The organism is Clostridioides sp. LIBA-7678, from assembly GCF_056716065.1.
Map to the genome: position 1 here is coordinate 3230957 of NZ_CP196987.1, position 22519 is coordinate 3253475.

Below are 22519 nucleotides of genomic sequence, written 5' to 3' on the forward strand. Positions count from 1 at the left end.
AGATATATGTAAAATAGTTTCTAATTTCATAGTTTTTCAATTCAAATAGTATTTTTTGATACAATTCAACAGAATAAATTTAATCCAAAGTATACAGTTTCATATTTAAGTAAATCCATACATAAACATGAATTTAATTTATTTTTTCCCTTTAGAATCTAAGTATGAAAGTATACCTTGAACAATACCCTCTGTAAGTTGGTCTTGATATTTTTCATTTATTATTTTTTGTTCTTCTGATGGTGTCGTTAAAAAACCACACTCTATCAATATAGCAGGCATATCTGATTCTCTAAGTACTTCAAAGTTGTTTTCAATTATACCCCTATCCTTTACTTTAACATAGGATGATATAGTACTTTGCACTGACTGTGCAAGATCTTTTGAGCCATCTGTAGCTTTATTCCTATACCAAGTTTCTATACCTGTTGCTGTATTTCCATTTTTCTCTGCATTTAAATGAATAGAAACAAGCACATCAGCAGAACTATTTTTCGCTAGATTAACTCTATCCATCAGCGATACATATGTATCATCAGTTCTAGATACTACAACTTGAATATCTTTCTGTTTAGCTAATTTATTTGCTAATTTCTTTGAAATTTGTAAATTTAGGTCTTTTTCATATCTGTTACTAGTCTTACTTTGGGTCCCTTTATCATTTCCTCCATGACCTGGGTCTATGAATACAGTATATTTTTTATTTTTATTTTCTTCTTCATTGCCAAGGTCAAATTGCTCTGACTCAACGTTTTGTTGTTGGTTAGTTTTATTGCTTTTATCCATCCCTTTTACTAAAGCCACTACACCTTGAGTAACTTTAAATGCAATAAATAAAAATAACATCGTAAAGCAAACCAACACTACTAATTTTTTCTTATTTAATTTTCTTTTTTTTCTATTCAGATGGCTGGTATTTTTAGATTTGTTTCTTGAATTACTATTATTATTGCTTTTTGACATTTTTTCACCCTTCTTGGTATAAATTTTCACATTTTTTTATAATATTAGTGTTATTTTTTCATAATATTAGTGTTATTTTACCACCAAGAAGGTTTTTTTTCAATAATTTAAAACATTCTACAACCTAAAACATCAAAATTCTCTAATTATCCACCTAAAGTAACATCTTGTGTATCATACCAGCTAAAGGCATCTTTTATATCATCACCTCTAAAATCTGGCCAATAATTATCTATAACATAAAAGTCTGCATAAATCGATTGCACAGGTAAAAAACCGCTTAATCTCCTTCTTCCACCCCATCTGATTATCAAATCTAATCTTGATACATCAAATGACTGTATGTAATCCTGTATGTTATTTTTATTTACATTTTCTACTCCTGATATATTATTCAGGTCCCAATACCAGCCATAATTCACCAATAGATTTGCTTTTATCTGACCTTCCCTAGCTTGAATTCTATTAGTATATGGTAATAATTCTTCTGGAAACATTGGAGATTTCGTATTTCCAACAACTAATAAAGCTGCACCCTCATCTATTAATATATTTGCAGCATCAATACATGCTTTTGTAAAAGCTTTTGTCTGCACCGATGGACGTCTTGTATTGTCAGTTGTAAATCCATAAAAAGTTACTTCTTCGCAACCTAAATCTCTACATAATCTATAAGATTCCAGTCCAGGATTTATTCCACTTTCATATCCTCTATCTTTTGTCATACCATTTTGACTCGCCCATCTTCTATTTCCATCTGGGATAATTCCTACATGTTTTGGTACTCTCATTTCTAATCACCTCTTAATAGGTATTATTATCAAAATATTACATTATTAATCAAAACTGTAACATTAAATACATTTATTTTTATATAATTATGTAGTAAACTAATTTAAGATAGAGTTTAAAAAACTTGGAGGTTTATCATGAAAAAAATTTTAATATTGTTTTTTTCGATAATCTTATCATTTGGAATGGTTAGTTGTTCTTCAAGTGGTGATTACAAAAACGTTTCTACATCGAAAATTGAAAAGTCATTAAAATCTTCTGATTTACTTGTAAAAGAATCAAAAGTCTTTGATGCAAAGGAATTTAACTATTTCAATGATGTGGAAGAGGACATCATTCAAGGTTTTGTAATTAATTCTTCTGAAAAATTATCTCTAGAAGATATTATCGTCATAAAAACTGACGATGTAGATAAAATCTATAAAACTCTAGAAAATTATAAAAAAGACATGATACAAGCACCTTTTGGAGAAGGACATGGAGAAAAAAGCAATTCTGAAATAGCAAATAATACTATAGTTGAGAAAGCAGGCAGATATGTTTATCTAATCTCTGCTGAAAATGCCTCTCAAATAGAAAACAAAATACTGAGTATAATAAAAAAATAAATATCATTATTGATGTTTATTAAATATCAATGTAATTTTTATATAAATAAATTTATTTTATTAAAAATTACATTGATATTTTTTATTTGTTTAATTAGTATAATTTAAACCTCTTTTAGCTTTTTCTTTTTTCCTAAAACTAGACTTATTAATATCAATCCAACCATAATTACAGTCAATACCAAGTATGTCATCCATGCCAATGTATATCCTCCAGACATATCATATAGTTTTCCTGTAACAGCTGAACCTAAGGCTGCTCCCAATAAAACTACTGCATTTACTACACCAACTATTGTTGAATAATCTCTTTTGCCAAATATCTCTGATGTGATAAGAGCAGGTACAATAGTTCCCATACAGTTTCCAATTCCCCAACATATAATAAATACTATTATAGCTGGATACTTACTAGCAAATAATAGAGCCAATACCCCTAGAAATACTTGTAATCCAACAAATATAACACCTTTTTCACATCCAACTTTATCAAATACATATCCTAGAAGTATTTTGCCTAATATAACTACTCCCATGTTTATAGATATAACACTTGCTGCAAAAGTTGGAGAATACCCTATATCAGTCAAATAAGATGCAATATGCATTTGTACTCCCATAGCTATTATTGTAATCAAAATTAATCCTACAACCATAATCCAAAATATTTTAGTTTTTACAGCATCTCCAAGCATGATTCCTTTTACAGAATTGTCTAAAACGTTTTCAGAAGAATTGCTATATCCATATGGCAATAAACCTTTATCACTTGGTTTTTCAGACATAAATATCAAAACTACTGGTATAGTTGTGACTAATATTATTATTCCTAACACTAAATAGGATTGTCTCCAACTGTAGTTTAATATTATATAGTTAGCTATAGGATTAAATATCATACCACCTACTCCACTTCCCATAAAAGTTAAACCTAATGCTAGACCTCTTTTTTCTACAAACCAATTGCTTATTATTATTGATAGAGGAGTTAGAGTTGTCATACCTAACCCCAAGCCTGAAAATATACTCATTAAATAAAAAACATATATACTGCTTGCATATGAATATCCTATATAACCAATTCCTGCTAACACACACCCTACAAGAATTATATTTTTTAGTTTAAATTTCTTTGCTAATTTCCCCATAAAGAGCGCTATTACCATGGTAGACAAAGCAATTACTGTATAATAAAGAGAAAACTCAGACCTAGAAAAACCTAGGTCTTCTGTTACAGGTTTTATAAATAAACTTGCACAATTATTTACTATTCCATAAACAGATATCATTAGTATTAAGCCAGCAAATACAACTAACCATCCTCTAAAAAACCCTTTTTGTGAATTAGATATATTATTTGATTCCATTTTTTACCCCCCAATTTTAGTGATTTTAAGATTAATTTATTATTTAAGGTATAATTCTATTTTTAAAATAAAGATTATACCAATGGTTTATATTCAAATCCATCCAAAGATTTTGTAAACTCTTCTTTTGATTTTTCAAGCTTTTCTCTGTCCATCAAGATATCATATGCAGAACAAGCAAGCACTTTCGCTGCACTTAACATTGCTTCAAAACCTACATTAGAACCAGATGATGAACAAGCTTGCCAAGTATGTGCTGCTGTACCAATAGGCCATGCCGCCATAGCAAATTGTGCAGTTGGTACTATATAGCTTATATCTCCTACATCAGTTGAACCAGATACATTTTTGTATTTATAATCTTCAAAGTCAGCAATATCATCATGTAGATATTTTTCTACTATATTAAGATTTCCTTGAAATGAAGTTGCTACATTTCGTCTTTCTTCTTTTGTAATTGTATTTGCTAATTTGTGAGCAAAATCTAAATCTTCAGCTTTAAAGTTCGGTGCTCCTACCAATCTCATATTCTCAGATACAACATCTGTCAAACTTTGATTAGGTAAATAATCATACATTGCATCTATAACTTCATATTCCATTTCTGTTTCTGTCATCATCGCTGCACCTTTAGCAACTTTTACCAATCTATCAAGAGTACTCTTTACATCTGATGCTTTTTTACCTCTTAAGAAATACCATGACTCTGCATAACCAGGAACTATATTTGGTCTTTCTCCTCCATTAGTTATTACATAGTGCATACGTATAGAGTCCAGTATGTGTTCTCTTAGATAATTAGCACCTACATTCATAAGTTCAACTGCATCAAGTGCACTTCTACCAGTATGTGGAGATTGTGCTGCATGAGAAGTAATTCCTTTAAATCTAAATTTCATAGAAAAATTTGATAAACTAGTTGGTCTCCAAGGGCTATTTACATCAAAAGGATGCCAGCTAAAAGCGCAATCTATATCTCTAAAACATCCTTTTTTATACATATTACATTTTCCTACTCCACCTTCTTCAGCTGGACATCCAAAATATTTTATAGTTCCTTTGATATTATCCCTCTCCATAACTTCTTTTAATGCTACTACTGCTCCTACTCCTCCTACTCCCAACAGATTATGACCACATCCATGACCTGGAGCAGATTCAGTTATAGCTTCTTTAATTAAAGATACTTTCTGAGATAATCCTGGTAAGGCATCATATTCTCCCAATATCCCTATGACAGGTCTACCTTCTCCAAACTCTGCTACAAAGGCAGTTTCTATTCCTTGCACAGTATTTACTCTAAATCCACTTTCTTCTAAGTACTTCTTTTGTACACCGCTTGCAAAATATTCTTCATATGAAGTCTCAGGATTTTCCCAGATTCCTTTTGCCATTTCTACTAAATATTTTTTATGTTTATCAACACAACTAATTAAATCATTTTTCATATTTAAAACCCTCCTAGGAATAATTATTTTTTACTTGTGACTTACTATATAAGCAATGATTGTGCCAAGTAAGTAGATTTTAATCTCAGTAAGTCTTGTAAGACTTACAAACACTCTTTTTTAAAATTTTAATTATCCTGATTAAATAAATAATATTGTAAACAAAAAAAATAAATGGGATATCATTAAATCGATATCCCATTTACTTTCTATTTATAAGTTTTTAGTAACCCATTTCTCCCCTTTTTCTTCAAGATGGCTCCCATTTCTCCCAATACTCTTTCCGATATATCCCTCTGACTCTAAAAAGTTCATAATTACTCTAACACTATGTTCACTTGAATTTACATTGTTTGATTGTAATTTCTTTACTATCATTCTTCTTCCACAATTTTCTTTATATAATATCCTCATAATCTCACATGCTATAAGATTATCTCGATGGCCTAAGTTCTCAAAATATACATTATAAGATTTTTCTATATTATCATTAACTTCAGAATCTGTATCATTAAGCATGTTATTTTCATATGCTCTGTTTTGATTATTGTCATATGTATTTAAAGTAAATTCTTTATCTTCAATATACTTATTTTGGTAAGAATCTTTATATATCATAGGCAAATCATCTATTGTAAGTAATTCACCACCAAAGTTTCCAACATATTCAATACAATTTTTTAATTCTCGTACATTTCCATCCCAGTTGTATTTGTACAGAAACTTTCCTAATTCGTCATCGATTTTTTTATAAGGATATCCCATATTTGCTAAAAAATAATTACATAGCACAGGTATATCTTCCTTTCTCTCTTCAAGTGGAGGTATACTGAGTATACAAGTACTAAGTCTGTAAAATAAATCTTTTCTAAAATTACTGGAATTTCTAAGTTCATTTATAGTCTTATTAGTAGCAGCAATTACTCTTATATCCAATCTAATTTTTTCATATCCACCAATTTTAACTATTTCCTTTTCTTGAAGTACTCTTAAAAGCTTTACTTGAAATAATTGACTTGTATCTCCTATTTCATCTAAAAATATAGTTCCACCATTAGCTATTTCAAATAAACCTTTTTTACCCTGAGACCTAGCCCCTGTAAAACTTCCACTTTCATACCCAAACAATTCACTTTCAAGTAGTTCATCTGGTATTGCTGCACAATTTATAGATATAAATGGTCGATTCCTTTTATCTGAATAATTATGAATAGAGTGAGCATATAACTCTTTTCCTGTTCCTGTCTGACCTAATATCAGTACTGTTGAATCTATTTTAGCATATTTTTTAGCATATTCTATAACTTCTTTATTCTTCTTAGAGTTTCCCACTATATCATCAAACGTATATTTAGCCAAATAAGATTTATTTATCTTTCCAGTATTTCCTTTATATGCTTCAAACACTTCATCTATAAATATAGACTCTTGATAATTTTTACCCATAAAGTTTATATTGTTTTTACTGACTATAAATTCCTTATTTAAAGTTTTATCTGAGTAATATATATTCTTTTTAAGATTTGTACGTTTAAATAAGTTGTATATATTTAGTAGTGGCTTAATTGTACTTAAATTTTTTCCTATATTACTTTCCTTTATATTAAGTAATTTTCTTGCATAGTCATTATATAGCTCTATAGTTTTATCTTGATTTAAAATAATCATCCCTATTGGTATCGAATCAATTAAATGTCTTACTCGATTTTTATATTTCAAATCTTCCATTATAGATTTAATATCAATCTCATCTTCACTATATACATTTTCTTTCACTACTTTTAACTTAGATGATACTACACTTGGGTCTATTTCTAGTCTTTCCAATATTTGTAAATATCCATTATATACAATTTCTCTCCAACCAATATCAATAAAATTTGTAACAAAATCTGGTGTATAAAAAACTTCTCCCAAATAAACTGCTGTATCTACATTTTCTATATGCACACCAAACAACTCTTTGTTGTATGGTATAAATTCAATGTGATTTATCCCTAACTTTTTTAGTATTGCTATACATTCTAATGTATATATCCATTCAGGAGTTATAATGAGAACCCTTTTTCCTTTTGGAATTTTACTCAACTTTTCCACTGCATCTTTAGTATACATAGTTTTTACTAAAACTAATTTTTCTTTATTTCTCTTTATCCATTTATCTACTATCTGTTCATCTAAATAATTCATCGCTACTATAACATCACAATTTGACAAGTTTGAATCTTCTATATCATAAGCTTCTATTTTTGCAACATCTCCCAATACCTTTTCAAGTTGCAATTTATATGCTACTTTTAACTTATCATTTATACCAGCCAAAATAATCTTTTTCATTTAGACCCCCACTATAAATGGCTATCCTATTTTCATGACCTCTTTTATCTTATCTACAACGCCATTCTCAGTATTTCTTTTTGCTCTAAATCTAGCAATTTCTTTTAAATACTCATTTGCATTTTCCATGGCATAACTATGATAAGCACTCTTCATCATTTCTACATCATTCAATTGGTCGCCAAATACCATAGTTTCTTCATATTTTATATCTAGCATTCTTTGTACTTTTTTTATGGCACTTCCTTTATTTGCACCTTTTGCAGTTAAATCAAGCCATTCTACTCCAGAAATACATACCTGAGCTCTATCAGAAAACTTTTCAAAGTAGATACTATTATTATGTTCTGCACCTTTGAAGTCAAATACGGCTATCTTTAATATATCTCCTTCTACTTTAGTCAAGTCATCTACAACTTTAAACTTTGCATAGTAAGTACTAACTTCATCTATAAACGCTTCATCTTTACTTTCTATATAAGCGTATTTTTTACCACTCATTACGATTTTCTTACCTTCTATGCTTCTTGTTGTATCTATAATTTCATTTACTAATTCTTTGTCCAAAGGATTTGATAATATTTCTTTTCCTTTATATACTACCAATGTTCCATTTTCTGAGATAAACATCATATCATCTTTTATATCTTCAAATTTCTTTATAAGATTCTGATACTGTCTACCACTTGCAGCTGAAAACATTATCCCTCTCTCTCTTAATTTTTCAAATACTTTATAAAACTCTGGATTTATTTCGCTCTTCTCATCTAACAAAGTTCCATCTAAGTCTGTTGCTATTAATTTTATCATATATTTCCTCCCCCAAATTATATAATTTATGATTATTTTTTATTATTTTTTATCAGTTTAAATTTTCAATTCCTATTATACACTAAAAATTTTAAATTACAATTTGCTCATTTTGTAAGTTGATATAAGTACATCTAGGAAAATATTTTTTTCAATATGTACATCCATTTATAAAAATTTAAGTCATAATATAATTATATTCCAAGGAAATTAATAATAACTACACACTTTCTTCTTTAAAACATTATAAAAATAATTATATTATGACAAACTTATGCTAATTTATTGTGTTTTTTATTGCTTATGTAACAAATTTTTAATATAATTAACTGTGTGTAATTAAAAAATTTAGAAAGTAGGGGATATTATTGTCAGGACTCAAAAAGTTCGTTATATTTCTAGCCCTTTTAGTTATAGCATTTCCTGTTAGCATATATGGATATGTTTTTACTAAACTAAAAACTATCCAAGATGATAGTATAAATACAGAGGCGCTTAGTAGTAATGACTATAAAAATGAAGAAAGTATCACAAATATATTATTATTAGGTACAGATGCAAGACCAGGAGAAGAAGTTTCTCGTTCAGATGCCATGATGATACTGACTATTGATAATAAAAATAAAAGCCTTAAATTGACTTCATTAAATAGAGATACTTATGTTAATATACCAGGACATGGAGAGCAAAAACTAACACATGCTTATGTATATGGACAAGCTAACTTATTGATAGAAACTATAGAGGAGAACTTCGAAATTGACATACAAAACTATGCTGTAGTTGACTTTTTCTCTTTTATGGATATAGTCGATGCTTTAGGTGGAGTAACTGTTACTGTTGATAAGAGTGAAATAAGAGAATTAAACAAGTTTATACCTGAAACTTATAAGTGGAATAAAAGTGATGACAAAGGTTCTCTTAAATATATAAGAAACTCAGGTGAGCAAAAACTAAATGGATACCAAACACTTGCATTTTCTCGTATAAGAAAAAATGATAGTACAGACCAAAGAGATAGAAGACAAAGAAGTGTTATACAAAGCTTAATAAATGGTGTTAAGGATTTACCAGTTACTAAATATCCTAATCTAGTTAATACAATACTTCCATATGTAAAAACTAATATGAATCCTAATGAAATAATATCTTTAGGAAAAGATTTGTTGAGCATAGGAAATTTAAACCTTAAATCTATGGAATTCCCTCTTTCTACTGAAAATGGTAGAAAAATAGGTGATGCAGGCTATGTAATTCCTTTTGAAGAATATGAATTAGACGCAATGCATGATTTTATATTTGAGGACATTATGTTGGAAGAATAAGTATTTATCTAAAACAAATCAATAATTTTATAGTAAGTACATACCTCTCAAATGCAAGTTTCTTTGCAATTGTGAGGTGTGTTTTTATTTTAAAATATAAATTAAATTTTTTTAATATATTACATATACTTTTAATTATATATAAATTGACAAATTTTCTTATAAATTATATCTTTGTCTTTTTTTTGTAACTGAAACAAGTATTGAATATATCTCAATACTTTAATATAATTAAGTGTATGCTATTAAAAAATATACAGGAAAAAGAAGAAAGAAGGGGTACTTTTGTCAAAATTAAAGAAATTTGTTATACTACTGGCTTTCTTGGTAGTAATATTCCCTATAAGCGTCTATGGATATTTTTATTATAAATTATCTGCTATTCATGACTCGAGCATAGATAGTAATTTGTTAAATAATAATGACCATAAAAATGAAAATGGAATAACTAACATACTACTTATGGGAACAGATGCTAGACCAAACGAAGATTCTTCAAGGTCAGATGCTATGATGATACTTACTATTGATAACAAACACAATGATATAAAACTTACATCATTAGCTCGTGATAGTTATGTAGACATCCCTGGTCATGGTAAACAAAAACTTACTCATGCTTATGCTTATGGACAAGCTGATTTATTAATACAAACAATTGAAGAGAATTTTAATATCGATATTCAGAATTATGCTTGTGTTAATTTCGAATCATTTATGTATATAATTGATGCTATTGGTGGCGTTGAAGTTACCATTGAAAAAGGTGAAATACAAGAATTAAATAAATTTATTCCTGAAACTTATGGTTGGAATAAGAGTGATGATAAAGGTAGCATACAATACATTAAAAAATCAGGAGAACAAACTTTAAATGGATACCAAGCATTATCTTTTGCACGTATCAGACACAACGATACAGCTTTTGCTAGAGACGGCAGACAGAGACAGATTATACAGGCTATAATCAAGAAAACAGAAACTTTACCTGTCACTAAATATCCAGGTTTATTAGATGCTGTTCTTCCATATGTTAAAACTAACATGAAACCTAATGCGATACTTTCTTTAGGAGCTCAAGTTTTAAAAATGGGCGACTTGAATGTTAAGCAATTTGAATTCCCTATTGATGATGAAATTCACAGTACAGGTGGTATATATGGAAAAGCTGGATGGGTTCTGAGATTTGACCCAGATACATTAGACATATTACATGATTTTATATTTAATGATATAGAATTTAAAGAATAAGAAATTTAACATAAAGTTTATTGTAAATATAAGATTAAACATTAAAAAAGAACTATCTCACATAATTATCTTCAAGTCATTATGATGCTTGATTATAAAGTGTATATAGTTCTTTTTTATTTTCTAGTTTATATCTATAATCCTCATTTTATCTTTATAAAATAGGCTCTATTTCAAACAAATTTTTCTATTACTTAACTAAGTTTAAGAAAGTATTTAATGAAGTTTGATTTATACCATCACCTGCTTCATATACTAGAGTCGTTTTCTTAGGCTCTAAGGCAGTTTTCTGAGCAGATGTTACACTATTTCCAAGCATAACTACTGGTGATTTCAATTTAGCTGCTAAAGGACCTGATGTTAAAGCATCTACTAACTGATTACTTTTACTTACAAACATTGATGGATATTCAGCATTTGGATAGAATTTTTGTATTACTTTTCCATTTGTTTCTTCTCTATTTTCTCCAGCTATTCTATTTTTAGATACATCATTTGTAATAACCTTATCTAATTTATTTATTACTGAATCAGATATACTTAGATTACCACCTATAAAATAAGCATCCTTTACTTTTAAGTCTGATATCCAGTTGTAAACATCATCACTTACATTATCTTTTGATACTAATACTATTGGTTGCTTTTCCTCTCCTGCTTTTGAAGCTATAGAAAGAGAATCGGCTTCACCTGTACCACTTGTTATATATAATTTTTCTACTGGATTAGTTTTTACTAATTCCTTTGCTATTAATAAAGATGTACTATATCTATCTGAACCGCCAACTCTATTTATTGACACATTTGATAGTGTATCCTTTATTTCATTCTCAACTTTATCTCCAATAGAGTTATTTCCTCCTATTAAAACAACTTTGCTTGGATTAAGTCTTTTTATCTCATCCTTAGTAGATGTTGGTATATTATCCTTATTTACTAATAATATAGGAGCATCATTTGCTGTAGCAAGTGGTGTTGATGTTATGCCATCAACTATAGAATATCCATTTACTAATACTACTGTATCTGAATTTGTAGCCCAACCTTTTTTACTTATTGCTACTGCTGTATCATATCTTTCATTACCTCTTAATTTTTCCACTTTAACATTTGATGGTGGAGTAACTGGTTCTTCATTACTACTAGAATATAAACTCTTTAAATCATTTTGTATAGAAGTACTATTTGCTATATCTTTAGCTGAAAAATACATACTACCTTTTATTTCACTATATTTTCTATTTAATGTTACTTGTTGTACTATTTCTTTTGCTATATTTTGTCCATTATAACTTGATTGACCTTGCTTATATATACCTTGTCCTATGTATAAATCTACGTTTGTTCCTTTTACTTCATTAGCCCACCATGCCACTAATTTAGAGTAATCTGCAGCTTTAAGACCAATTGGCCAATAAAGTTGTGGAACTACATAATCAACTAATCCTTGTTTTATCCAAGCTCTTGTATCTGCATATGTACCTACATAACTTTCATTACCTGATGTGTCTGAACCTGTTGGGTCGCTACTCTTATTTCTCCATATACCAGCTGGACTTACACCAAATACAACATTAGATTTTATACTCTTTATAGATGCTTTTACATCTCTAAGTAGAGTATTTACATTTTCTCTTCTCCAATTGTCTTTATTCTGTCCATTTCCATATTTTTGATATGTTGCATTATCATTGAAACTTACTCCTGGATAGAAGTAATCATCAAAATGAACACCATCTATGTCATAATTCTGAACAACTTCTGCTATACTATCAACTATGTACTTTCTAACTTCTGGCAAACCTGGGTCATAGTAATACTTATTTCCATGTTTAATTACCCAACTTGGATTTTTCTTTGCTGGATGGTTAGCTGGTAATTTATCAATACTCTCATCTGCCATAGTTATTCTGTATGGATTAAACCATGCATGAAATTCCATACCTCTTTTATGTGCTTCTTCTATTAAAAATGGTAATGGGTCATATCCAGGGTCTTTACCTTGTGTCCCTGTAAGATATTCAGACCATGGATTTATATTTGATTTATATAAAGCATCTGATTTTGGTCTTACTTGAACCACTGCTGTATTTATCCCTGAACTTTTTAATTTGTCTAATAAATCTGTGTATTCCTTTTTTTGCTTGGCTTCATTATTTTTAGTCTTAGGCCAGTCTAAGTTATAAACTGTAGATATCCAAGCAGCTCTCATTTCCTTATCATTTGATGAATCAGCAAATGAACTTACACTACACATTGTAAGCGTCATTATAAGTGATAATACTAATATACTTATTTTTTTCATTTCATCCCCCTTAATTTCTAAAATTTATTTTTTTTTACAATATACTCCTTACTAAGTATATCTAAAATTCATATTATCTGTCAAATATTGAATAATATAGTTAAAATTTATATTTAATATTTGATTATAATATGAGATAATTTATTATAAAAAAAACAGCAAAGAAATTTATCTTCTTTGCTGTTTTTATAACGTTCATTGCTATTTTAATATTACTAACCGTTTCAATATTTATGTAAAACATTAAATGTAACTCTACATACTTAATGTTAATATTCAATCCTATGTAAATCTATATTATTATTGTAAAACACGTGTAGCAGTTATAAGTCTTCTTCCATAATTTGTTCCTGGAGCCATGCTAGTAACTTTTACTACATCTCCTGTTTGTGGTGAATGTATGAATTTAGAATCTCCTACATACAATCCAACATGATTAATTGAACCACCTGAACCAAAGAAAACTAAATCTCCTGGTTTTAATTCTGCTCTTGATACTTTCTTTCCTACTGTTGCTTGTGATCTTGATACTCTTGGTAAATTAACTCCTGCTCCATTTTTATAGACATAAGAAGTGAACCCAGAACAATCAAAAGAGTTTGGTCCAGTTGCTCCCCATCTATATGGCTTACCTTGTTGCTTAAATGCTAAGTTTAAAACATTTTGTACCTTTGCATCTACATTTCCACCTTCAATAGTTAAATAGTCTCCATTTACCCATCCTGTAACATTGTCAACTGTTTTTATTTTAAGCCATCCATTTGAGTGTAATTCTAAAACCTCAACTTTGTCTCCTGTGTTTATCTTTCCTACTACTGAGTCATTTGCACTAGCTCCACTTCTCAGATTTAAGAAATCACATTGGTCTACTGTTGCAGTCATTGGTGAATTAGTTAGCTCTGCCGCACTAGCTGTTATTGCTCCTGCTTCTACTGTGACAACTCCTGCTATTAACACCATAGCTATAAATTTTTTTAATATATGTTTTTTATTTTTAATATTCATCATAATCTCAAATACCTAATCCTTTCGAAAATTTAACATTTTGTTCCTTCGTTTCCAATTCCTAATTAACATTCTAACTTACATCAAAATAAATTGCAACCTTTTTTGTAATCTTTTTGTAATCTTTTTGTAATCTTTTGTTTCTTTTTCTCATATATTTGTTTCTTTTTGCTCCCCCTGGTTACAAATTAGAAATATATTCTACTTCTCCCGAGTTATTGCAATTTCCTTGGCATTAGCATCTTCTGGTTTAATGTAAGTTGGCACTAATTTTCTCATAACACTATCTATTTTTTCAATTTCTTCATTGTTAGTAATTTCTCTTAAAAGTTTTAAGTATTTTGTTATTTTTTCTCTATCAACATATATTGGTCTTCCAATAAAAATCTTTTTATGCTCTGTATCCAATAGACCTTCTTCTGACATAAGTAGTTCTTCATATAATTTTTCTCCTGGTCTAAGACCAGAAAATTCAATTTTTATATCAACATCTGGCTCAAATCCACTGAATTTAATCAAATTTTTCGCTAAATCCAATATCTTTACAGGCTCTCCCATATCAAGCACGAATATTTCTCCACCTTTAGCCATAGCTCCAGCTTGTATAACCAATCCTACTGCTTCTGGTATTGTCATAAAATATCTAATGATATCTGGATGTGTAACTGTAACTGGCCCACCATCTTCTATTTGCTTTTTAAAGAGTGGAATTACACTTCCATTACTTCCAAGTACGTTTCCAAATCTAACAGCAACAAATTCAGTCTCACTTTCAGCATTAATAGTCTGTATAATCATTTCAGCTGCCCTTTTAGTAGCTCCCATTATGTTAGTAGGATTTACAGCCTTATCTGTAGATATAAGAACAAATTTCTTAGCTCTATATTTTGAGGATAAGCCTGCTATGTTTAAAGTCCCAAATATGTTATTCTTTATAGCTTCACCAGGACTTGATTCCATAAGAGGAACATGTTTATGTGCTGCTGCATGAAATACTACTTCTGGCTTATATTTATTAAATATCTCATCCATTCTTTTTTCTTCTCTTATTGATGCTATTATCGTCTTTAAATCCAATTTATTTCTATATTTTCTAATCAATTCTTGCTGTATCGCATAAGCATTATTTTCATAATTATCAACTATAATAAGCTCTTTAGGATTAAATCCTGCAATCTGTCTGCAAAGCTCTGAACCAATTGAGCCTCCACCTCCAGTTATTAGAATTACTTTTCCTTCAATATAATTGCTTATCTCTCTTAAATTTGTTTTTATTGGCTCTCTCCCCAATAAATCTTCTATATCTACTTCTCTAATCTGTTTTATATCTACTTTTCCGTCTATAATTTCGTAAATTCCTGGTATTGTCTTTATTTTACAATTAGTATTCTTACATATATCAATAATTTCTTTTTTTCTATATTTTTCTATATTTGCAATTGAAAAGATTATTTCATCTATATTGTATTTTTCGACTACATCTTTTATATTTGAAGTTGTCCCTACAATCTTTACATTATGAATTATTCTTCCAACCTTGTTTTCATCATCATCTATTATAGCCACTGCTACTTTTTTAAGTTCTGGATTTCTTTTTAACTCCTGTATAACCATTTCTCCAGCATCCCCTGCACCAATTATAAGGATATTTGAAACCTTTCCTCTAGAATAAGTCTTATTCATGACTATTCTTATAGCTCTATACGCTATTCTTGCACCACTTGTAAACATTATAATAAATATTGTATTTAATACATAAAACATTATGGGATAGTCAAAGCCCAATAATTTATTGATTATATAAGCTGGTATTAAATAGGCTAAAGTTGCAATAAAAATAGAGACAATTTCTTCTTCGCCTGCATATCTCCATAATGTGTTATAACACTTAAATAATCTAAATGATACTATATGAAGTACAATATATATACAAACTGAAATTATTACATCATTAATAGTAAATACATTTAAATTACCTGTAAGACTTAAAGACATTCGAAATGCTACTAGCACGCTACAAATATCTAGAATTAATAATGTTAATTGTCTAAATTTATATTTCTTAAAAAGCTTATTAAAAAAGCTTTCTTTCTCTAAATCTATACCTTCTCGCATAACTAGAAGCCCTCCATTAAACAGCAAAAGCTACGCACCTAAGCATAGCCAACAACATCTATCTTTTGCTGTATTTTTTAATTTTATTTTTTATGTTTATCTAATATAGAGTCATAAATTTTTTCTATATCATTAAAGTTTAGATTAACTTCATAATTTTCTTTAACAAACTGACGTCCTTTTGTACCCATACTAAGTCTAAGTTCATCATCTTCCATTAATTTTACTATTGCATTTTTTATTTCTTCTGGTTGTTTTGGTTCTACAATTAAGCCAGTTTCATTTTCCCATACAGATTCTGGATGTCCACCTACATTCGTAACTATTACAGGTACTTGACAGGCTTCTGATTCTATAGCTGCCACACCAAATCCCTCTCTTAAAGAAGGAAACACAGTTACATCAAAAGAATTAAAAGTCTTGCTGACATTCTCTGGAGATATTCTTCCTAAGAATTGAACATCTTCTTCTACACCTAATTCCTTAGCTAAATTTATTAGGTTGTCCATCTGGCTCCCAGAGCCACCTATTTTAAGAATTATTCTCTTATCTTTATATTCATCTTTCAACATCTTAAAAGCTTGTATTAAATATTCTATTCCATATTTTTTTTCTAGACTTTTTATAATTCCTATTACAAAAGCTTCTTCTTTTTCTACTTCCATAGGTTTAAATCTATCCATATCTACTCCGAAAAAGGTTACATCTACATGTTTTGCTGTATATTTATTAGCCTCTTTAGCCATATCTCTACTATTTGAAAAAATATAGTCTGCTTTTCTAAAGTTATGCTTTATAATTTGTTTTTGTATAAAACCATTGTTAGGGAAATCGTAAATATCAGTACCCCAAACAGAAATAATATATGGATGATACCCAAGTAAACTTCCTATAAATCCATAACTACTTGCATATTGTGCATGCAATATATCTGGCTTTATTTCATTCACTAACTTCTTTATTTTTTTTATTGAGCCTAAATATCCTGTTTTTTTAGAAATTTTTTCATTCTTTAGTTCTTCTACATTAGAACCAAAGTCATAAATTTCTATCCCTTCCATGTGACCTCCATTCAGAGAGATTACATGAATATCATATCCTTTATTTTTAAAAAAACTACACCATTTTAAAGTATGAGGATTTGACCCATCAGCCAAATAACAAACAGTCTTCATAATCTTTACCTTCCTATCGAATAATACTCAATCCCAAGTTCTTCCATGTCTTTAACCTTATAGCAGTTTCTTCCATCAAGAACTAAAGGATTTTTCATCTTTTCCTTATACTTATGTATATCATAATTTAAGACATCTTTCCATTCTGTCATTATAAAACATATCTCTGCATCTTCTATTGTATCATCTATAGAATTGGCATAAAGTATAGAATCTCCAAATATTTTCTTAGTATTGCTGACACCAATTGGGTCATATACTGTTACTCTTGCTCCTCTTTCAAGCAAATATTTTATATTTGGTATAGATGGTGCTTCTCTTATATCATCAGTATCAGGTTTAAAAGTAAGACCTAGTACAGCAACCTTCATATCTTGAAAACTCTCAACTAACTTTGATGCTTTTCTAACTAATTTAAGCTTCTGACTTTCATTAACTTCGATTGCAGCCTTTACTGTTTTTAGTTCATAGCCATTATGTTCAGATAACCAATGAAGTGCTTTTGTATCTTTTGGAAAACAAGAACCTCCATACCCGATACCTGCCTTTAAAAACTTACTTCCAATTCTATCATCATAACTCATTCCTAAAGCCACATCTTCTACATTAGCTCTAGCTATTTCACAAAGATTTGCAATATCATTCATAAATGATATTTTAAGTGCCAAGAAATTATTTGATGCATACTTTATCATTTCAGCACTATTTCTATTTGTAACTATTATAGGTTGATTAAAAGGCTCATAAATTTTCTGTAATATGTCTCTAGCCCATTCACTTTCTACACCTATAACGATTCTTGAGGCATGTAAAGTATCTCTTACTGCTGTTCCTTGTGACAAAAACTCTGGATTAGATGCCAGTTCTATTTTTACATCATTTTTTAAATTTCTACTTATATAATCTTCTATTTCTTCATTTGTACCAATTGGCACTGTAGATTTTATTACCACTAGAGTATCTTTCGTTACAGTTTCAGCTATTTGCTTTGCAACTGCCTTTATATAATCTAAATTAGCTGAACCATCACTTCTCTCTGGTGTACCTACAGCTATTAATATTACATCTACATCTTCATAAGCTTTTTTATAGTCAGTAGTGTAATCTATTCTTCCTCTATTGTAATTTTTAACCATAAGTTCTTCTAGGCCTTCTTCATATATAGGAGCTATTCCTAGCTTCATTGATTTAACCTTTTGTTCGTCTACATCAACACAAATTATATTCTCATTACCTACTTCTGCTAGACAAACGCCTGTAACCAATCCTACATATCCAGTCCCAGCTATAGCTATTTTCATTATTTTTACCTCCAAGTATATAAAACTTATACTCTCTTCTTGATAGCATTAAAGACATAAAAACAAAATACATATAGACTTTTTGGCAAACTTAAATTTTCAACATTTCTATAAGTATTCCAAGTTCTTTTTAATGCTTTTATTTTATTACTAGATATAGAATTTCCAACTAATCTGTAATTTACTAAATCTTCATAAATACCATACGCATACTCTTCTTTTTTAAGTAATTGTAACCAAGTTGCAGTATCTTGTCCTCTTCTTACCAAAGGCATATTAAATTCGCCTACGATATTCTTATCAATGACTACGGTAGAGCACCCTATTATAGTATTTCTAAGTAGTCCTTCATAGTCAATCTTTTTAGGAGCTCTTGCAACTTTACTTGTTTTTGTTCCATCTTCTCTCATATATCTATAAGATGTAAAAGAAAATCCGATATTTTCTTTTAACATATATCCTATCTGAATTTCTAACTTTTTACTATCCCATAAATCATCACTATCTATAAATGCAATAAATCGTCCTTCCGCATTTTTAATTCCTACATTCCTAGATACTGCAGCTCCAGAATTTTTTTCAAGCTTTATATATTTTATTCTAGCATCTTCTTTTTGAAAACTTTTTATAATTTCACTTGAATTGTCCTTAGAACAATCATCCACTAATAAAAGCTGCCAATTTTTATAAGTTTGATTTTGGATTGACTTTATTGTCTCTGATAAAAACTCTTCTGAATTATATACAGGAGTAATTATCGATACTAAAGGCTCATTCATATTTTTACTCTCCTTATATAGCAACTAGCAGTACTATACCAACAAGTTTACTTAGATACTAATTTTCTTTGTCCAATATATTTGTAATATCCTAATGGGAATAATACTAAATACAACAATTTATCAGATATTTTATTGATTTCTCCAAAATAATGGCTATCAGACAATAACGAATATCTAGCTAAATTTATGTAATTTTTTATCCACATATATGGATATCTACCTAAAGGATATGTATTTTGATTTATCAAATATAAAAATTCTAATGCTCTACCTCTTAACGAATTTTTACTTAAGATATTTTTTGTTAAACCATCATCCAAATAATCTCTTATTATCATAGGCTTGTTTACACATTTAACTTTATAGTATTTAGACATTTCATTCCATACTACACTTTCTGGTAAAAATCTCACTTCTTTTCTTTCTGGAAAAGGAAATTTTATAAGTTCATCAGTTACAAATACTATACTTTTATCTCCCTTAACACCGTACTTAAAATATAGGTCTGCAAAGTGACATATTTTCTTATCTTCAGGCATTTCTGTCCCTATTAAATCTCCACTTGGGTATACACAAAGTCCAACAACTCCACTAAATCCTTCTTTATTCTCTACAGAATTCCATTCATCATTAGCAATTTCAAGAGAATCTTTAATTAAACCATCATCACTATCTACAATGAAAAATAGTTCTCCATCTGCATTTTTTACACCTAGATTTATTGCAGTATGTTTTCCTCCATTTTCTTTGTATATATATCTTATATTTAATTTATTTTCTGATATAAATTTTTCAACTAATTCTTTAGTACCATCTTCACTTCCATCATCAACAATCAGCCATTCAAAATCATTGAAGTCATAAGTTTGAGCTTTTAAATCATCGTACAAATTTTCAAGTAAATGAACTCTATTATATGTTGGAGTAAATACAGTAAATTTATATTTATACATTAATTAAATCTTCCTCTCTATCTAACTTTTTTTGATTCCATTTATTCCATAATTAATAAAGTAGTATACAGCTTTGTATAGAGGTATTTTTTCTATATTTCTATATATATTCCAAGTCCACATGGCAGCTTTTATTTTATTACCACTTAGTGAATTACTAGACTTTCTATATAATGCTAAAACTTCGTTTATTCCGTGGGCAATATGCCCTCTTTTCAATATAGATAACCATAAAACATAATCTTCATGTCTTACACCACTCATTTTTATTTCAAAATCTAGTTTAGACTTATCAATTACAACAGTAAGACATCCTAAGATATTTCCTTTCAATAATCTCCTATAATCTACATTAGGTGGTACTTTTATTACCTTGTTTAATTTTTTGTCATTTTCATCCATCAGTTCATATGAAGTAAATGATATTACATAATCATTTTCTAACATAAAGTTTACTTGTTTTTCTAACTTACTACTATTCCATTGGTCATCACTATCTAAAAAAGCTATAAATTGTCCTGTTGCCTTACTTAGTGCTAAATTTCTAGCATTAGAGACACCCTTATTAGTCTCAGTCTTTATACATTTTATTCTGCTATCCTGTTGCATATAAGATTTGACTATATTAGGACTATTATCTGTTGAGCAATCATCAATAATTAACATTTCCCATTCTTGATAAGTTTGGTTTAATACTGATTTTATGGTTGCTTCAATAAATTTTTCAGAATTATACATGGGAGTAATTATAGATACTAAATTCTTCTTCATATTACCTTCCTCATTATTTATAAAATATTTATTTAATTTTACTTATTGCACAATCATATATCCTCTTGCAGTTCTTATTGTCATTATATCTGAAAAACTTATTTCTCTCATTTTTTTGGTCATCCATAACCTCAAAATTATTTTCAATAATATCAATAAGTTTATTCACAGCTTCATCATTATTATAAGCTAAAGACCCAAACATTTCACCTTTCAAATCTATATATGAATCAACTTTTTCCATATATTCCTCCAAATCAAATTGGTAAAACAGTATAGGTCTATTCATATATAAAAAGTCTATAGCTACACTTGAATAATCAGTTATATTTGCAGCTGATTTTCTAATTTCATTTGCTAGAGTTACCCCTTTGTCTAAAAACACAATTCGTTTTCCTGTTATATTTTCTTTTATGTCATCTATAAACTCATGCATAAGATGATGCATATAAATTTTTACATTTATATCTTTCTCATCTAGTATTTTATTTAACCTATCATCATTCAAAAAATTCATTATACTTTTAAAATAATCTGTATCTGTAAATTTTCCTGAACTAAATTTTATCCAATCTCTCCATGTAGGAGTATATAATATATCTCGTGTTTGTGCAACTTCATTTGTAGGTAAATTGTCATATCTTGCATTTCCAATTATATAAACTGAGTCATCTAACATTCCCCAATCATTTACCATAACATTTCTTTCAAATTCAGAACTTGCTGTAACTATATTATAGCTTTTATATAGATTGTCTATAATATTTTTGAATTTTTTATTCATTGGTTTTCTTTTTTTAAAACTTATAGTCCCATGATTTAAGAATACTTTTACTGTCTTTTTATGAAAATAATTAAGAACAGGTACAGCAAAGTTATATGGTGCTATATCTGCTGATGGCGCATGTGAAAATACTATAGCTTTTGAATTGTAATAATATAGATAGTTTTCTACACTTCCTCTTATTAATTTTTTGCCTGGAATTTTATCGAATACTTTACTGTCTTTATTTACCACCCAATAAGTCTCTACATCATTATGCTCCTTCAACATATACTCATAAAAGAACTTCGCATTATCATTGTATATATCTCCTGAATGTCCACCTATAAGCCAGATATTTCTACCATTAAACTTATGCTTACTAAATGGATACATAAAAAAAGCCAAAAGCATATTTATTAAAAATTTAACCTTATTCATAAACACC

Annotated in this window: 18 protein-coding genes; 3 read left to right on the forward strand and 15 right to left on the reverse strand. The window is 28.8% G+C overall.

Features of this window, described 5'->3' with window-relative positions:
- Positions 1 to 138: 138 nt before the first annotated feature.
- Both ACTG46_RS15155 and ACTG46_RS15160 read right to left on the reverse strand, forming a co-directional pair.
- Positions 139 to 963, reverse strand: coding sequence for an N-acetylmuramoyl-L-alanine amidase family protein (locus ACTG46_RS15155; RefSeq protein ID WP_479923095.1), 825 nt, complete (start codon positions 961 to 963; stop codon positions 139 to 141).
- 146 nt (positions 964 to 1109) lie between these two features.
- Positions 1110 to 1754 carry an undecaprenyl diphosphate synthase family protein gene (locus ACTG46_RS15160; protein WP_054271335.1) on the reverse strand — a complete coding sequence of 215 codons (645 nt, stop codon included), beginning with the start codon at positions 1752 to 1754 and terminating at the stop codon, positions 1110 to 1112.
- Positions 1755 to 1892: 138 nt separating this feature from the next.
- Between ACTG46_RS15160 and ACTG46_RS15165 the strand changes: the two genes are divergently transcribed.
- A complete protein-coding gene (locus ACTG46_RS15165) occupies positions 1893 to 2363 on the forward strand; it encodes a DUF4358 domain-containing protein (protein ID WP_054271336.1) in 471 nt (156 codons plus the stop codon).
- Positions 2364 to 2467: 104 nt separating this feature from the next.
- On the opposite strand, the gene ACTG46_RS15170 is transcribed toward ACTG46_RS15165, so the two are convergent.
- The 4 genes from ACTG46_RS15170 to ACTG46_RS15185 all read right to left on the reverse strand — a co-directional run bounded on the left by ACTG46_RS15170 (position 2468) and on the right by ACTG46_RS15185 (position 8325).
- Complete coding sequence (locus ACTG46_RS15170) at positions 2468 to 3730, reverse strand: MFS transporter (protein WP_231301199.1); 1263 nt, start codon at positions 3728 to 3730, stop codon at positions 2468 to 2470.
- Between the two features lie 74 nt (positions 3731 to 3804).
- Positions 3805 to 5178, reverse strand: a complete 1374-nt coding sequence (locus tag ACTG46_RS15175; RefSeq protein ID WP_479923096.1) for a M20 family metallopeptidase — start codon at positions 5176 to 5178, stop codon at positions 3805 to 3807.
- Between the two features lie 213 nt (positions 5179 to 5391).
- On the reverse strand, positions 5392 to 7515 hold the full coding sequence (locus tag ACTG46_RS15180) for a sigma-54 interaction domain-containing protein (RefSeq protein WP_479923097.1): 2124 nt from the start codon (positions 7513 to 7515) through the stop codon (positions 5392 to 5394).
- 21 nt (positions 7516 to 7536) lie between these two features.
- Positions 7537 to 8325, reverse strand: coding sequence for an HAD family hydrolase (locus ACTG46_RS15185; RefSeq protein WP_479923098.1), 789 nt, complete (start codon positions 8323 to 8325; stop codon positions 7537 to 7539).
- 368 nt (positions 8326 to 8693) lie between these two features.
- On the opposite strand from ACTG46_RS15185, the gene ACTG46_RS15190 reads away from it, so the two are divergent.
- Together ACTG46_RS15190 and ACTG46_RS15195 are read left to right on the forward strand one after the other, a co-directional pair.
- Positions 8694 to 9650, forward strand: a complete 957-nt coding sequence (locus ACTG46_RS15190; protein WP_054271342.1) for an LCP family protein — start codon at positions 8694 to 8696, stop codon at positions 9648 to 9650.
- Positions 9651 to 9935: 285 nt separating this feature from the next.
- Complete coding sequence (locus ACTG46_RS15195; RefSeq protein WP_054271343.1) at positions 9936 to 10901, forward strand: LCP family protein; 966 nt, start codon at positions 9936 to 9938, stop codon at positions 10899 to 10901.
- Positions 10902 to 11091: 190 nt separating this feature from the next.
- Here the strand turns inward: ACTG46_RS15195 and ACTG46_RS15200 are convergent, their stop codons facing one another.
- From ACTG46_RS15200 to ACTG46_RS15240, 9 genes are all read right to left on the reverse strand, one after another.
- Positions 11092 to 13206 carry a cell wall-binding glycosyl-hydrolase Cwp19 gene (locus ACTG46_RS15200; protein ID WP_054271344.1) on the reverse strand — a complete coding sequence of 705 codons (2115 nt, stop codon included), beginning with the start codon at positions 13204 to 13206 and terminating at the stop codon, positions 11092 to 11094.
- Positions 13207 to 13506: 300 nt separating this feature from the next.
- Positions 13507 to 14214 (reverse strand): C40 family peptidase, encoded by a 708-nt coding sequence (locus ACTG46_RS15205; protein ID WP_479923099.1) that lies wholly within the window; start codon positions 14212 to 14214, stop codon positions 13507 to 13509.
- A gap of 198 nt (positions 14215 to 14412) precedes the next feature.
- Entirely contained in the window at positions 14413 to 16326 is a 1914-nt protein-coding gene (locus ACTG46_RS15210; protein WP_479923100.1) for a polysaccharide biosynthesis protein, read from the reverse strand.
- A gap of 83 nt (positions 16327 to 16409) precedes the next feature.
- Complete coding sequence (locus tag ACTG46_RS15215; RefSeq protein WP_479923101.1) at positions 16410 to 17501, reverse strand: glycosyltransferase; 1092 nt, start codon at positions 17499 to 17501, stop codon at positions 16410 to 16412.
- Positions 17502 to 17506: 5 nt separating this feature from the next.
- The gene (locus ACTG46_RS15220; RefSeq protein WP_479923102.1) at positions 17507 to 18802 is read right to left on the reverse strand and encodes a UDP-glucose dehydrogenase family protein; all 1296 of its coding nucleotides are present in this window, start codon (positions 18800 to 18802) and stop codon (positions 17507 to 17509) included.
- Between the two features lie 26 nt (positions 18803 to 18828).
- Positions 18829 to 19581 carry a glycosyltransferase family 2 protein gene (locus ACTG46_RS15225; RefSeq protein WP_054271349.1) on the reverse strand — a complete coding sequence of 251 codons (753 nt, stop codon included), beginning with the start codon at positions 19579 to 19581 and terminating at the stop codon, positions 18829 to 18831.
- Positions 19582 to 19628: 47 nt separating this feature from the next.
- A complete protein-coding gene (locus tag ACTG46_RS15230) occupies positions 19629 to 20537 on the reverse strand; it encodes a glycosyltransferase family A protein (RefSeq protein ID WP_479923103.1) in 909 nt (302 codons plus the stop codon).
- Positions 20538 to 20558: 21 nt separating this feature from the next.
- Positions 20559 to 21308: a glycosyltransferase family 2 protein gene (locus tag ACTG46_RS15235; RefSeq protein WP_054271351.1), complete on the reverse strand. Its 750-nt coding sequence runs from the start codon at positions 21306 to 21308 to the stop codon at positions 20559 to 20561.
- A 28-nt stretch (positions 21309 to 21336) separates the two neighbouring features.
- On the reverse strand, positions 21337 to 22512 hold the full coding sequence (locus ACTG46_RS15240; RefSeq protein ID WP_479923104.1) for a CDP-glycerol glycerophosphotransferase family protein: 1176 nt from the start codon (positions 22510 to 22512) through the stop codon (positions 21337 to 21339).
- Positions 22513 to 22519 lie beyond the last annotated feature (7 nt).

What these genes read in the sequence shown, in the direction of transcription:
- ACTG46_RS15205 (WP_479923099.1), bottom strand. Translation starts at nt 14,214, where the DNA reads ATGATGAATATTAAAAATAAAAAACATATATTAAAAAAATTTATAGCT.
- ACTG46_RS15155 (WP_479923095.1), bottom strand. Translation starts at nt 963, where the DNA reads ATGTCAAAAAGCAATAATAATAGTAATTCAAGAAACAAATCTAAAAAT.
- ACTG46_RS15230 (WP_479923103.1), bottom strand. Translation starts at nt 20,537, where the DNA reads ATGTATAAATATAAATTTACTGTATTTACTCCAACATATAATAGAGTT.
- ACTG46_RS15165 (WP_054271336.1), top strand. Translation starts at nt 1,893, where the DNA reads ATGAAAAAAATTTTAATATTGTTTTTTTCGATAATCTTATCATTTGGA.
- ACTG46_RS15160 (WP_054271335.1), bottom strand. Translation starts at nt 1,754, where the DNA reads ATGAGAGTACCAAAACATGTAGGAATTATCCCAGATGGAAATAGAAGA.
- ACTG46_RS15200 (WP_054271344.1), bottom strand. Translation starts at nt 13,206, where the DNA reads ATGAAAAAAATAAGTATATTAGTATTATCACTTATAATGACGCTTACA.
- ACTG46_RS15240 (WP_479923104.1), bottom strand. Translation starts at nt 22,512, where the DNA reads ATGAATAAGGTTAAATTTTTAATAAATATGCTTTTGGCTTTTTTTATG.
- ACTG46_RS15170 (WP_231301199.1), bottom strand. Translation starts at nt 3,730, where the DNA reads ATGGAATCAAATAATATATCTAATTCACAAAAAGGGTTTTTTAGAGGA.
- ACTG46_RS15225 (WP_054271349.1), bottom strand. Translation starts at nt 19,581, where the DNA reads ATGAATGAGCCTTTAGTATCGATAATTACTCCTGTATATAATTCAGAA.
- ACTG46_RS15185 (WP_479923098.1), bottom strand. Translation starts at nt 8,325, where the DNA reads ATGATAAAATTAATAGCAACAGACTTAGATGGAACTTTGTTAGATGAG.
- ACTG46_RS15220 (WP_479923102.1), bottom strand. Translation starts at nt 18,802, where the DNA reads ATGAAAATAGCTATAGCTGGGACTGGATATGTAGGATTGGTTACAGGC.
- ACTG46_RS15235 (WP_054271351.1), bottom strand. Translation starts at nt 21,308, where the DNA reads ATGAAGAAGAATTTAGTATCTATAATTACTCCCATGTATAATTCTGAA.
- ACTG46_RS15175 (WP_479923096.1), bottom strand. Translation starts at nt 5,178, where the DNA reads ATGAAAAATGATTTAATTAGTTGTGTTGATAAACATAAAAAATATTTA.
- ACTG46_RS15215 (WP_479923101.1), bottom strand. Translation starts at nt 17,501, where the DNA reads ATGAAGACTGTTTGTTATTTGGCTGATGGGTCAAATCCTCATACTTTA.
- ACTG46_RS15180 (WP_479923097.1), bottom strand. Translation starts at nt 7,515, where the DNA reads ATGAAAAAGATTATTTTGGCTGGTATAAATGATAAGTTAAAAGTAGCA.
- ACTG46_RS15210 (WP_479923100.1), bottom strand. Translation starts at nt 16,326, where the DNA reads ATGCGAGAAGGTATAGATTTAGAGAAAGAAAGCTTTTTTAATAAGCTT.